The 13779-nt window shown below is 72.0% G+C and carries 10 protein-coding genes; 9 read left to right on the forward strand and 1 reads right to left on the reverse strand.

Annotated elements, in window-relative coordinates; translation table 11 throughout:
* The first annotated feature begins 63 nt into the window (after positions 1 to 63).
* Entirely contained in the window at positions 64 to 1542 is a 1479-nt protein-coding gene (locus E1264_RS06510; protein WP_132170588.1) for a chaplin family protein, read from the forward strand.
* 345 nt (positions 1543 to 1887) lie between these two features.
* On the opposite strand, the gene E1264_RS06515 is transcribed toward E1264_RS06510, so the two are convergent.
* On the reverse strand, positions 1888 to 2073 hold the full coding sequence (locus E1264_RS06515) for a DUF5703 family protein (RefSeq protein ID WP_132170590.1): 186 nt from the start codon (positions 2071 to 2073) through the stop codon (positions 1888 to 1890).
* A gap of 255 nt (positions 2074 to 2328) precedes the next feature.
* On the opposite strand from E1264_RS06515, the gene topA reads away from it, so the two are divergent.
* From topA to E1264_RS06555, 8 genes are all read left to right on the forward strand, one after another.
* Positions 2329 to 5025 carry a type I DNA topoisomerase gene (gene topA, locus E1264_RS06520; RefSeq protein ID WP_243710786.1) on the forward strand — a complete coding sequence of 899 codons (2697 nt, stop codon included), beginning with the start codon at positions 2329 to 2331 and terminating at the stop codon, positions 5023 to 5025.
* 103 nt (positions 5026 to 5128) lie between these two features.
* Positions 5129 to 7186 (forward strand): dTMP kinase, encoded by a 2058-nt coding sequence (gene tmk, locus E1264_RS06525; protein ID WP_243710787.1) that lies wholly within the window; start codon positions 5129 to 5131, stop codon positions 7184 to 7186.
* A 19-nt stretch (positions 7187 to 7205) separates the two neighbouring features.
* Positions 7206 to 8345 (forward strand): DNA polymerase III subunit delta', encoded by a 1140-nt coding sequence (locus E1264_RS06530; protein ID WP_132170594.1) that lies wholly within the window; start codon positions 7206 to 7208, stop codon positions 8343 to 8345.
* A 331-nt stretch (positions 8346 to 8676) separates the two neighbouring features.
* Positions 8677 to 10248 carry a S8 family serine peptidase gene (locus E1264_RS06535; protein WP_243710788.1) on the forward strand — a complete coding sequence of 524 codons (1572 nt, stop codon included), beginning with the start codon at positions 8677 to 8679 and terminating at the stop codon, positions 10246 to 10248.
* A gap of 196 nt (positions 10249 to 10444) precedes the next feature.
* Positions 10445 to 11029 carry a permease-like cell division protein FtsX gene (locus tag E1264_RS06540; RefSeq protein ID WP_165964038.1) on the forward strand — a complete coding sequence of 195 codons (585 nt, stop codon included), beginning with the start codon at positions 10445 to 10447 and terminating at the stop codon, positions 11027 to 11029.
* A gap of 7 nt (positions 11030 to 11036) precedes the next feature.
* Positions 11037 to 11519, forward strand: a complete 483-nt coding sequence (locus tag E1264_RS06545; protein WP_132170600.1) for a low molecular weight protein-tyrosine-phosphatase — start codon at positions 11037 to 11039, stop codon at positions 11517 to 11519.
* A 5-nt stretch (positions 11520 to 11524) separates the two neighbouring features.
* Positions 11525 to 12445 (forward strand): fructosamine kinase family protein, encoded by a 921-nt coding sequence (locus E1264_RS06550; protein ID WP_132170602.1) that lies wholly within the window; start codon positions 11525 to 11527, stop codon positions 12443 to 12445.
* Positions 12446 to 12721: 276 nt separating this feature from the next.
* A complete protein-coding gene (locus E1264_RS06555) occupies positions 12722 to 13726 on the forward strand; it encodes a hypothetical protein (RefSeq protein WP_243710789.1) in 1005 nt (334 codons plus the stop codon).
* The last annotated feature ends 53 nt before the right edge of the window (positions 13727 to 13779 follow it).

A 13779-nucleotide genomic window follows, 5' to 3' on the forward strand; every position in this document is an offset into this window, starting at 1 on the left:
CGTCCCCCCACGAGACCCACACGACCGTGCGTCTCGATCCCCCCATTTCATGAACGGAGCATCATGCGAACGTGGGCAAAGGGCACATCTCGTGCCGCGGTGCTCGCCGCGGGCTTTGTCGCTCTCGGCGTCAGCGCGATCCCGGCCAGCGCCTCCACCGGCATCACGGACGGCAGCGGCAGCGTCCTCGGCGGCAACCAGATCAACGCGCCGATCTCCGCGCCCGCCGACGTCAGCGGCAACGCCGTGGCGGCGATCGGCGCCGCGTCCGGCGGTTCCGTGGGCGGCGCCAAGGTCCACGAGCACGGTTCCGGCGGGCAGGCGACGTCCGGTACGGGCGGCATCGGCTCCGGGAACCAGGCCAACGCGCCGATCAGCGTCGCGCCGAACGTCTGCGGCAACGCGGTCGCCGTCATCGGGCACGCGGACGCGGCCTGCGTGGGCGGCGCCGAGACCGGTGGCGGCACGAACGGCCAAGTCAGCGACGGGACGGGCGGCGTCCTCGCGGGCAACCAGGCGAACGCGCCGGTCAGCGCCGCGTCGAGCGTGTGCGGCAACGCGGCCGCGGTCGCCGGTCACGCGCTGGCCGGCTGCGAGGGCGGCGCGTCCACCGGGGACGGCGGCTCGGGCGGCCAGTTCACCGACGGCGCCTTCGGTGTCCTCGCCGGGAACCAGGTCAATGCCCCGATCAGCATCGTCCCGACCATCTGCGGCAACGCCGTCGCCGTGGTCGGCCATGCCGCCGCGTTCTGCGAGGGCGGCGCCCACGCGGGCGGCGGCTCCGGCGACCAGGTCACGTCCGGCGCCGGCGGGGTCCTGTCCGGCAACCAGGCGAACGCGCCGATCAGTCTCGAATCGACCGTGTGCGGCAACGCCGCCGCCGTCATCGGCTTCGCCGCCGCGCTGTGCGACGGCGGCCCCGGCGACGACGATGGTTACCCCGGCGGCGACGACGGCTACCCCCACCACCGGATGGCCCTCGCCGGTGAACCGTTCCCCGGCGCGTCCACCCTGCCCGTCCCGTCCAAGGTGGACGGGCTGAACGGGGTCGCCGGCTCCGCGTCGGGCAAGCGCGAGGCGGTCAAGGCCGCCGAGCTGCCCAAGGTCGGTGGCGCGGCCACGCCGAAGACCGGCGGCCTGCTCAAGGGCCACGGTCTGCCGAAGACGGGCGGCGTGCCCCAGACGGGCCGCCAGTCCCCGACGTCCACCCTGCCCAAGACCGGCGCCCTCCCCAAGACCGACGGCCTGGTCAAGGGGCTGCACGCGGGCGGCGCGTCGCGGCACCTGGCGGCGGCGAAGGTCCCCGGCGTGCCGGACGGGCACGTCCTGCCGGCGAAGCCCGTCGTCCCGCAGCTCAAGACGGCGACCAAGGGCCTGCCGGACACGGGCAAGCTCGGGCAGGTCGAGCACGTCGCGGCGCAGGAGACGATCGCGGACGGCGCCGAGGCCGGCTCGATGTGGACGCTGGCGGTCGCCGGAATGCTGGCCGCCGTGGCCGGTGCGCTCGGGCTGGGCCGCCGCGTCCGCCCGGCCCGCCACTGACCGTTCAGGCCGGGCCGTCGAGGTGTCGACGGACAGGCCGGTTGGTGACTGAGGTGTCGCTGGGGCGTGATGGCCGGGTGTGCATGGTCGTGACGCCACGGCGTTGAGGACGCTTCGCCCGTCCCGGAAGGCGCGGTCCGGGACGGGCGAAGCCCTGTCATGAGGCCGGGGATTCACCGTCCGTCAAGGCGAACGTACGTAGTGCTACACTCCCGGGCGGACCGCCGGTTTCGGTCGAGCGACGCTCGTCGGCCGATCGGCGGCGGGCGGGGGGCCGGAGGACAGGTCGGCACGCGCGGACGGACGTTCAGATCGTGCAGACGGTCAGAACGTGTGGACGGACGTTCAGAACGTGCGGACGACGCGGATGACCTTGCGACGGAGTTGAATACGGCGGCGGCCGTCCGGGTAGAGGCGCAACCGATCGATTTCCCAGCCGCCGCGCTCTGCGTGCTCGGTCAGGATCTGCCGGGCGGCATCACGCGTAGTGCCGCGCGGCAGTGACAGGACGAGGTAGGTGTACTCCGCCATTGCGACCATTATTACGTGGTCTGCCAGGGACGCGGCACCGTACCGTGGCGACCCCGTCCGCACGTCCGGCGGCGGCATGTCATCCTGTCTGGGGCGTGCGGCGGTGAGAATCCCGTTCGTCCGTGGGGGCGGAGCGATGATCGTGGGACGGCCGGGGCGACCCGCGGGCATGAACGCGCCGTCCGTCGGCGTTATACGAAGTCTGTACGAAAGAGCCTGTTCAAAGAGGACCAAGACAGCGAGGTTGGAGCGACTGTGCCAGCCAAGAACGGCACCGCGAACAGTGGCCGGAGCAACGGCGCCGGTACCCGTCTGGTGATCGTCGAGTCGCCTGCCAAGGCGAAGACGATCGCCGGGTACCTGGGGCGCGGCTACATCGTGGAGTCCAGTATCGGCCATATCCGGGACCTCCCGGGCAGCGCCTCGGAGGTGCCGGCCAAGTACAAGGGCGAGCCGTGGGCCAAGCTCGGCGTGAACGTCGAGCGCGAATTCGAGCCGCTGTACGTCGTCAACTCCGACAAGCGGCAGCAGGTCCAGAAGCTGAAGAAGCTGCTCGCCGAGGCCGACGAGCTCTACCTCGCGACGGACGAGGACCGGGAGGGCGAGGCGATCGCCTGGCACCTCCAGGACGTCCTGAAGCCGAAGGTCCCCGTGCACCGGATGGTCTTCAACGAGATCACCAAGGACGCGATCCAGCGCGCCGCCGCGAACCCGCGGCAGCTGAACATGCGGCTGGTGGACGCGCAGGAGACGCGCCGCATCCTGGACCGCCTCTACGGGTACGAGGTCAGCCCCGTCCTGTGGAAGAAGGTCATGCCGAAGCTGTCGGCGGGCCGCGTGCAGTCGGTCGCGACGCGGCTGGTGGTCGAGCGGGAGCGGGAGCGGATCGCGTTCGTCCCGGCCCACTACTGGGACATCGCCGCGCAGTTCGACACCGGCAAGGACGACGAGCCGAAGGTGTTCAAGGCCGGGCTCGTGTCCGTGGACGGCAAGCGCGTCGCGCAGGGCAGGGACTTCGCGTCCGACGGCACCCTGAAGACGCGGGACGCGCTCCACCTCGACGAGCCCGCCGCCCGCGCGCTCGCGGAGCGGCTGCGGGACAGGCCGTACGAGGTCAAGTCCGTCGAGCGCAAGCCCTACACCCGCCGCCCGTACCCCCCGTTTCGGACGACGACCCTCCAGCAGGAGGCGAGCCGGAAGCTGAACTTCTCCGCGAAGTACACGATGTCGGTGGCGCAGAAGCTGTACGAGAACGGCTTCATCACCTACATGCGAACCGACTCGATCACGCTGTCGGAGACGGCGATCACGGCGGCGCGGCGGCAGGCGGCGTCGCTGTTCGGCGGCGAGTACGTGCCCGACAAGCCGCGCGTCTACGCGTCCAAGGTGAAGAACGCGCAGGAGGCGCACGAGGCGATCCGCCCGGCGGGCGACACGTTCCGCACCCCGGCGGAGACGGGCCTGTCCGGCGACCAGTTCCGGCTGTACGAGCTGATCTGGAAGCGGACGATCGCGTCCCAGATGAAGGACGCGACGGGCCAGTCGGTGTCGGTCCGTGTGACCGGGCTGTCGACGCGGAACGAGCGCGCCGAGTTCGGCGCGACCGGCAAGACGATCACGTTCTACGGGTTCCTCAAGGCGTACGTGGAGAGCGCGGACGACCCGTCCACCGACCGGGACGACCAAGAGCGGCGGCTGCCGAACCTGGCCGAGCGCGACCCGCTGACCGCCACGGCCGTGGACGCGGAGGGCCACTCGACCCGCCCGCCGGCGCGCTACACCGAGGCGAGCCTGGTGAAGGAGCTGGAGGAGCGGGAGATCGGGCGCCCGTCGACGTACGCCTCGATCATCGGGACGATCCTGGCCCGCGAGTACGTGTTCAAGAAGGGCACGGCGCTCGTCCCGTCGTTCCTGGCGTTCGCCGTAGTCAACCTGCTGGAGCAGCACTTCGGCAACCTGGTCGACTACGACTTCACCGCGCACATGGAGGACGGTCTCGACGAGATCGCCCGCGGCGAGGCGGAGCGCGTCCGCTGGCTGACGCGGTTCTACTTCGGCGACGAGGGCGAGGAGGGGCTGAAGGAGCTCGTCGGCGACATCGGCGACATCGACGCCAAGGGCATCAGCTCGTTCCCCATCAAGGACTCCGACATCATGGTGCGCGTCGGCCGGTACGGCTCGTACCTGGACCGTGACGGCGAGCGCGCCAACATCCCGGACGACATCGCCCCCGACGAGCTGACCGCCGAGAAGGCCGAGGAGCTACTGGCGCAGCCGTCCGGCGACCGCGAGCTCGGCACCGACCCGGCGACCGGGCACACGATCGTCGCCAAGTCGGGGCGCTTCGGCCCGTACGTCACCGAGATCCTCCCCGAGCCGGCGCCGCCCGCCGAAGGCGAGAAGAAGAAGCGCACGAAGAAGGCGGACGCGCTGAAGCCGCGCACCGGTTCGCTCTTCAAGACGATGTCGCTCGACACGATCACGCTCGACGACGCGCTGAAGCTGCTGTCGCTGCCGCGCACGCTCGGCGAGCTGGACGGCGAGCCGGTGACCGCCCAGAACGGACGCTTCGGCCCCTACATCAAGAAGGGCACCGACAGCCGCTCGCTCGGCTCCGAGGACGAGCTGTTCACCGTCACGCTGGAGCAGGCGAAGGAGCTGTTCGCGCAGCCGAAGCAGCGCGGGCGCCGGGCCGCGGCCGCCGCGCCGCTGCGCGAGCTGGGCAAGGACCCGGCGAGCGAGAAGCCGGTGGTGGTGAAGGAGGGGCGGTTCGGCCCGTACGTCACCGACGGCGAGACGAACGCGAGCCTCCGCAAGGGCGACGAGGTCGAGTCGATCACCATCCAGCGGGCCGCGGAGCTGCTCGCGGAGCGTCGCGAGAAGGTGGCCGCGGGTGGCGGGAAGAAGAAGCCGGCAACCCGCCGTCGAACCTCCGCGAAGTCCGGCTCCTAGGGACAACTACGCCGATACCCTGACCGACATGACCAGAACGGGCGCACCCCGGCCGCACCCCGCAGCGTCACCGCCGCCGGGCGTTTCGTCTCTCTCATGGATCGTGCCGTTCCGGCGGCTGCGGTCCGCTTTGACGCTGTCCGGTCTCGGCCTGTGGCTCAGCATCCCGGCGCTGACGGCGATGGCCGCGGCGCTGACCCGCGACGACGACGCCGCGGCCCGCGCGCAGGCGGTCGGCGCCGTGCTCGCGCTGATGCTGCTGCCCGCGGTGCTGCTCGCCCCGGTCGGCGGGATGCTCGCCGCCCGCGTCGACCGCCGCCTCATGCTGCTCATCGCGGACGTGCTGCGGCTGGTGCTCCTCGTGACGGTCCCGCTCGTCGGCACGCTGCCGTGGACGATGGCCGCCGCGTTCCTGGTCGCGTTCGTGGGCCTGCTGTGGACGCCGGCCGCGGGCGCGTCGCTGCCCGCGCTCGTCCCGGACGACCCGGAGCCGCGGGCCCGCGCCCACCGGTCGGCGATCCGCGTCGTGGCCGGCCCGGCCCCCGTCGCCGCGCTGCTGTTCGCGATCATCGCCCTCATCGCGGAGGGGGCGCTCGGCGACGACTCCCGCGCCGACCTCGCCGCGTTCGTGACGGCCGCCGTGTTCCTCGTCTCGGCCGCCGTCGTCGCCGCGATCCGCGACATTCCCGCCTCGGTGCCGATCCACGTCACGTCGCCGCTGAAGCTGATCTTCCAGGGCCCCAGGACGAGCGCCGGGACGGGCGGCGCGGCGGGCGCCGGTGCGAGCGGCGGCGGGGCGGGCGCCGTGCGCGGCCTCGGCCTGGCCGTCACGGCGGCGTCCCTCATGGCCTGCGCGGTCGTCGCGGTCGCGCGCGTCCACACCGGTGAGCTGGGCGGCGGCGACGCGGGCTACGGCAGCATCCTCGCCGCGCTCACGCTGGGCGTCGCGTCCGGGCTGTTTCTCGGGCCGCGCGTGCTCGCCCCGTTCAGCCGCCGCAGGCTCCTCGGCCTCGCCGTCCTCGCCGCCGCGGTCACGCTCGTGGTGCTCGCGCTCGTCCAGAACCTCGTGGTCGTCGTGTTCGCCACGGGCCTGCTCGGCGTGTTCGCCGGGGCCGCCTGGACGACGGCCGCGACCGTCCTCACCGACCCGGACCGGGCGGACGACGGCCGTCCGTCGGACTACCTGCGCTCCGTCGCGCTCGTCACCGGCGTGGTCGCGTTCGCCGTCGTCCCGCTGATCGCCGGGGCGGCCGGCTCGCACCGCCTCGACCTCGGCGGCGCCGTCTACGACGTCGACGGGACGGGCGCCGCGCTGCTCATCGCCGCCGTCCTGGCCCTGCTCGCCGGCTTCGTCGCCTACAAGCGGCTGGACGACCGGCACGGCATCCCGCTCGTCCCCGACCTGCGCGCCGCCCTGCACGGCGACGTCTACACGCCGCCGGAGCAGGCCGCGGCCGCTGCCGCCGCCCAGCCCGTCCACCGGGGGCAGCGCGGCGTGTTCATCGCGTTCGAGGGCGGCGAGGGCGCCGGGAAGACCACCCAGGCCCGGCTCGCCGCGATCTGGCTCCGCGACCACGGCTACGACGTCGTCACCACGCACGAGCCCGGCGCCACCAAGATCGGCATGCGGCTGCGCGCGATGCTGCTCGACCGCGACACCACGGGCCTGTCCGACCGCGCCGAGACCCTGCTGTACGCGGCCGACCGCGCCGACCACATCGCGAACGTCATCAAGCCCGCGATGGACCGCGGCGCCATCGTCGTCAGCGACCGCTACGTCGACTCGTCCCTCGCCTACCAGGGCTTCGGACGGCAGCAGCGGGTCGAGGACATCGCCCGCGTCAACGCCTGGGCCACCGGCGGCCTCGTCCCCGACCTGACCGTCCTGCTGGAGATCCCGCCGCGCGCCGGGCTCGACCGGCTGTCCGCGCCCGCCGACCGCATCGAGTCCGAGTCGGACGACTTCCACGAGCGCGTCCGCACCGGTTTCCGCGCCCTTGCCGAGGCCGACCCGGACCGCTACCTGATCCTGGACGCGAGCCGCCCCCAGGGCGAGCTGAGCCGGGAGATCCAGTACCGCATCCGCGAGATCCTCCCCGACCCGATCCCGGCCGGGACCGAGGACGTCACGAGCACGTTCCCCATCATCACCGACCTCTGACCCGGCTAGCCTCGTACTCATGAGCGTCTGGGATGACCTGGTGGGGCAGGAGCCCGTCGTCGCGCAACTGTCGTCCGCCGCGTCGGACGGCACGGGCCTCGCCCACGCCTGGCTCTTCACCGGCCCTCCCGGCGCCGGGCGGGCCACGGCGGCGCGGGCCTTCGCCGCGGCGCTGCAGTGCGAGCAGGCGCCGCGCGGATGCGGGCACTGCCCGTCCTGCCACCAGGTCCTCCAGGGCACGCACGCGGATGTGGACGTCATCCGTCCGACGGGGCTCTCCTACGGCGCGGACCAGGCGCGCAAGCTGGTCCTGCGCGCCGCCTCGTCGCCGAGCGGCGGGCGCTGGCAGATCGTGCTCTTCGAGGACGCGCACCGGGCGACGGAAACGGCCACGAACGTGCTGCTGAAGGCCATCGAGGAGCCTCCTCCCCGGACGATCTGGCTGCTGTGCACGCCGTCGCCGGAGGACCTGCTGGTGACGATCAAGTCCCGCTGCCGGGTCGTGACGCTGCGCACCCCGCCGGTCGCCGCCGTCGCGGACGTGCTGTTCCAGCGGGACGGCGTCGACCGCGACACGGCCGATCTGGCGGCGCGCGTGGCGCAGGGCCACATCGGCCGGGCGCGGCGGCTCGCCACCGATCCCGAGGCGCGGAACAGGCGCGCCTCGGTGATGGCCGTCCCGCGCCGCCTGACGTCGGTGAGCGCGGCGGTGGCCGCCGCGGAGGCGATCGTGAAGGCGGCCGCGGACGAGGCCCAGAACCAGTCGGAGGAACTGGACGACGAGGAGACCTCCGCGTTGCGGAAGGCGCTCGGTGAGAGCGAGAAGGGGCGTATGCCGCGCGGAACGGCAGGCGCCCTGAAGGAACTCGCGGACCGGCAGAAGTCGCGCGCCACCCGGGTGAGGCGCGACGCCCTGGACCGGACGCTGCTCGACCTCGCGTCCTACTACCGGGACGTCCTGACGCTCCAGCTCGGCGCCGGAAGCGAGCTGTTCAACGTCGATCTCGCCGCCGAGCTGCGGGCGTCCGCGGCGGACGGCCGTCCCGAGGACACGCTCAGGCGGCTGGACGCGATCATGGAGTGCCGGGAGCGGCTGGAGCTGAACGTCAACCCGCAGCTCGCCGTCGAGGCGCTCACCCTGGCGCTGCGCACCGGCTGAGCCGGGTTCCGGCCCCTGGGTTCTCTTGGTCGGACGACCGAGTACTCCCGTCCGGACGTCCGAAACCGGTGCCTTACAAGAGGTCTCCCTTTTCGTTATATAACCGTTCGCATCTCTCAACGGGAACATACGTACCTTGCTCCTCGCTTAGGCACCCGATCCCGGGCCTGCTCCCCCCACTGCCAGGAGGTCTGCCTTGCGGCGAGCCTTGATTTCCGCCGCGTGCGCCGTCACCACGGTGACGGCCCTCGCGTTCCCAGCGTCAGCGGCTCCGAACCCGGCGCAGACGAAGGGTGAGGTTTCGGAATACATCGTCCTCTACAAGGAGGGCGTGTCCACCGGCAAAGCCCACCGTGCGGTCCGGGAGGCCGGAGGCGAGATCGTCCACGAGAACCGGGACGTGGGCGTCGCGACCGTCCGGTCGGGCAACCCGGCGTTCGTCCAGGACGCCATGGACGAGCGCGCCCTGGTGGGCGTCGCGCACAACCGGATCATCGGCCAGGCGCCGAAGACCGCGAAGAAGAAGTCCGCGAAGGTCGAGCAGCTGGTCGGCACGAAGAACGGGGCGGCGGCCCTCGCCGGGAAGCCGTCCAAGGACAAGGAGCCGCTGGCCGATCTGCAGTGGGACATGAAGCAGATCCACGCGACGGCGGACGGCTCGTACAAGAAGGAGCCGGGCGACAAGCGCGTGCTGGTCGGCGTCCTCGACACCGGTGTGGACGGCGACCACCCCGACATCAAGCCGAACTTCAACCGCCAGCTCAGCCGCAACTTCACGACCGACATCCCGGCCGACGCCGACGGCAACGAGGTCGACGGGCCGTGCGAGTTCAAGGGCTGCGTCGACCCCAACGACTGGGACGACAACGACCACGGCACGCACGTCGCGTCCACCATCGCCTCGCCGCGCAACGGGCTCGGCATGGCGGGCGTCGCGCCGAACGTGTCGATCGTCAACCTGCGCGTCGGCCAGGACTCCGGCTACTTCTTCACCCAGCCGACCGTGGACGGCCTGACGTACGCGGCCAAGAACGGCATCGACGTCGTCAACATGTCCTACTACGTGGACCCGTGGCTCTGGAACTGCGGCAACAACCCGGCCGACAGCCCCCAGGACCAGCTGGAGCAGCGCACGATCGCCACGGCCGTGCAGCGCGCGCTGGACTTCGCGCACGAGCGGGACGTCACGCTGATCGCCGCCGCCGGGAACGAGCGCGTCGACTACACCAAGACGAACATCGACGACTCCAGCCCCGACTTCCCGTCCGTCCCGGGTGAGAAGCCGTACGAGCGGACGATCCCGGCGAGCTGCGTGTCGATGCCGTCCGAGGGCGAGCACGTCATCCCGGTCTCCTCGACCGGCCCGAGCACCCGCAAGTCGTACTTCAGCAGCTACGGCAACGGGTACGTCGCGGTGGCCGCGCCCGGCGGCGACAAGGTCGACACGGCGGACCAGCGTCCGGACGACCGCGCCGGAGTCTGGGCCGCCTACCCCGAGCGCCTCGCGAAGGAGCGCGGCGAGCTGAACCCGGACGGCACGCCGAAGACGCCGAACATCATCCGCAGCTGCAAGGGCGACGACTGCGCCTACTACCAGTCGATCCAGGGCACCTCGATGGCGTCGCCGCACGCCGTCGGCGTCGCCGCGCTCATCGTCAGCAAGTACGGCAAGCGCGACCGCGGCGGCCTCACCCTCGACCCGCGGGCCGTGGAAGGGATCCTGCGCGGCACCGCGACCGCGAAGGAATGCCCGAGCCCGCGCGCCTACGAGTACGTCTGGTACACGCTGGTGGACGGCAAGTGGGTGAAGAACACGTCGACGCAGACCTGCGAGGGCTCGAAGGCCCGCAACGGGTTCTTCGGCAACGGCATCGTCGACGCGCTGAACGCCGTCAGCCACTGACGCCGCCGTCAGGCGGGCGGCGCCAGTGACGTAGGCGTCGCTTGACCCGAGCTGTATCGCGTAGCGAAGCGGCCCAGGACCGAGACCGGTCCTGGGCCGCTTCGTTAGCCTTGGCCGTCCCCGCCGATTCACGCTCATCCCGCATGGCCCGGGCGATCGCCGCACTGCCCCGGGTCCTGGAGGAGGAAGAGGAACAGTGAACGAGCCCGAAGAAGGTGTGCCGGACGCGCCGTCGACCCCCGCGGCGTCGCCCTCCGCGGCGTCGGCCCCCGCGGCGTCGGCCCCCGCGGCGTCGGCCCCTGCGGCGTCGGGCTTCTCGCGCCCGCTGGTCATGGGCGCCTTGATCACCGCGTTCGTCGTGTTTCTGGCCGGCGTGGCCGCGACCGGCTACTTCGTCGTCGACCGGACGTTCGGCGATGAGAACGCCGCGTCCGGCGAACGCGGGGTGTCGGTCTTCCTGTGCGTCCCGACGACCACCAACTCCGCCTGCGTGACGAAGACGGCGAGCGAGCTCCAGAAGCAGGACATCAAGCGGCGGCTGGAGGCCATGCCGCAGGTGCGGCGCGTCACCTACGAGTCGCAGCAGCAGGCGTACGAGAGATTCAAGAAGCTGTACGCCCATGATGAGGAGTTCATGGCGAGGACCCGGATGAGCGACCTTCCCGACTCGTTCCGGGTCCAGGTCGCGGACGAGGAGGCCGCGAAGGCGGTGAAGGCAGCGATCGAAGGCGCCCCCGGCGTGGACACCGTCGTCATCGACCCCGTCGCGCCTCGTGCATGATGGAGGGATGCCGTATCGCGTCACTTTCGTCTGCACGGGGAACATCTGCCGCTCGCCGATGGCCGAATGGGTCCTGCGCCAGCACATCGAGGACGAGGGCCTCGACGTGGAGGTGGACAGCTCGGGCACCGGCGGCTGGCACGTCGGCGACGAGGCCGACGAGCGGACGGTCGCGGCGCTGCACCGTGCCGGATACCGGTCGGCCCACATCGCCCGGCAGTTCGAGCCGGGCTGGTTCGGCCGCTACGACCTGATCATCGCGCTGGACGAGGGGCACCGGCGGGCGCTGCGCGCGATGGCGCCGGACGAGGAGACCCGCGGCAGGATCCGGCTGCTGCGCGAGTTCGACCCGGACGCCGACCCGTCGGACCTCGACGTCCCCGACCCGTACTACGGCGGCCGGGCCGACTTCGATCTCGTCCTGGAGCAGGTGGAGGCGGCCGTCCCCGGCCTCCTGGAGGAGATCCGCACGGCGCTCAAGGAGCGCTGAGCCGCGTGCGCGGCACGGCGCCGTCCGGCCGGGTACGCGAGCGGGTCGAGCGCCTTCTCGGGGTCGGGGTGGACGGCCTGGACGGCCTTGGGTCCAGCCACTCGTGGACGCTGCACCGCGCGTCCCTGGCCGACGGCCGCGAGGTGTTCGTCAAGGCGGCGGACAAATCCACCCGGGCCGCCGGGGATGGGGAACTGGACGGTGTGTTCGCGGCAGAGGCGGCGGGCCTGCGCTGGCTGTCCGAGGCCGCCGCTCCCGAGTCAGGCGTCAGGGCACCCGTTCCGGAAGTGGTGGCGGCGGATGAGCACATGCTCGTCCTGCCGTGGCTGGCGTCCGCGCCGCCTGACCCGTCCGCCGCGGAACGTCTCGGACGGGAACTGGCCGCGCTTCACACCACCGCCCGTCCCGCCGCCTACGGCGCGCGCTGGGACGGCTACATCGCCGACCTCCCGCTCGACAACACCCTGGTACCGGCCGACGACCGTGGCTGGCCCGGCTGGTACGCCGAACGCCGCCTGGAACCGTTCCTTCGCCTGGGTGCCCGCCACCTGTCGTCCGCCGACGTCCGCCTGGTCGAACGCGTCATGGCGGACATCGAGACCCTCGCCGGCCCGCCCGAGCCGCCGAGCCGCATCCACGGCGACCTGTGGTCCGGCAACATCCTGTGGACGGACGGTCGGGCGCTCCTCATCGACCCGGCCGCCCACGGCGGCCACCGCGAGACCGACCTCGCCATGATGGCGCTGTTCGGGACGCCGCACCTGGACCGGATCCTCGCCGCCTACGACGAGGCCGCGCCGCTCGCCGAGGGATGGCGCGCCCGCGTCCCGCTGCACCAGTTGCATCCCCTCCTGGTGCACGTGGCGCTGTTCGGCACGTCGTACCGCGCCTCCCTGGTAGACGCAGCCCGCGCAGCACTCGGCTGACACGGCCCGTGCGGGGCTAGGCTGACGCGGCTCGTGCGGCGCTCGCTTGACGCGGCTCGTGCGGTGGCCGGTTGATGCGGCTCGCGCGGGGCGCGGCCGACACACCCCGATCCGGTTTCACTTCGATGTGGTAACTCCGCGTTCATGGGTTTTTGTCGCGATGGAGATGAGGTAGAAACGACGGGCGACACGGACCCGAAGCGAAACGATCACTGGGCGCGACGGACCCGACCGGCCCGTGGCGTGTGATAGGTCTACTGAGCAGCGGAAAGGCAGGTGCGGGACGAGCCGATGGACGGCAGGCGCGAGAATCCACCCTGGAGGGGCCTCATCCCGGTCGCCGTCGCCGCCGCCATGGCGCTGTTCGTCGCCGGGGGGATGGACATCGTCCACCGGCAGCAGCGCGCCCCCGAGAAGGAGCACGAGGCCGCGCCCGCCGCCGAGTCCAAGAAGACCATGCCCCGGTTCGTCGTCGGCGTCGCCGCGTCGGGCACGGCGCTCATCGTCCGCGACGTCCGCAGCGGCAAGGACATCGGGCTGCCCGTCGCCGCGCCGCAGGGCCGCCGCTTCCACCGCGTCGCGGCACTGAAGGACGGCTCCTACGTCGTCGCGTCCTACGCCGACCGCGCGGTGACGTTCCACCGCCTCACGCTGCAGGACGACGGCCGCCCCGAAGACCTCACGGACATCCCGAAGGCCACCGTCCCCGGCGTGTCCACGTCATGGTCGGACCTGGCCGTCAGCCCGGACGGCGACCGCATCGCTTACGTCACCTACCAGCGTGCCCGCGGCCGCGTGGACGTCGTCACCGCCGGCACCGGCGCCCACAGGGTGTGGACGACGAAGCTGCCCGCCCGCGTGAGCAGCCTGTCCTGGTCGGGCGCGGCGCTCTCGTTCGTGTGGAGCCCGGTCGCCCGTACGGCGGGCGGCGACGTCGTCGAATCCAAACACCAGCTCCGGACCCTCAACACCGATGGCGCTACGGGCGACCTGAAGCTGAGCAAGGCCGTCCTGACACTCCCCGAGGGCAGCACCACGGCGATCCTGAGCCCTGACGGCAAGACCGTATTCGCCGGGATCGTGAAAGGCTCCCAGATGTCCGTGCAGGCGCTCAGTGTGGCGGGAGAACCCGCCAAGCTCCTGTGGAACCAGACAGTGAAGGACGAACTGACCAGCCTCGACACCGCGCACACTGGCAGGGCCCTACTGGCGACCGCCGGAGACCTCTATACGGCGGACGCCGCCGTCCCTGGGCAGGATCTCGCCGACGCGGCCTGGTGAGCCCGGCTTCCGGACGGCCTAAAGTGGGTCGCACGGAATCGGGCGAACGGAGC

The organism is Actinomadura sp. KC216, assembly GCF_004348535.1.
GTDB lineage: Bacteria > Actinomycetota > Actinomycetes > Streptosporangiales > Streptosporangiaceae > Spirillospora.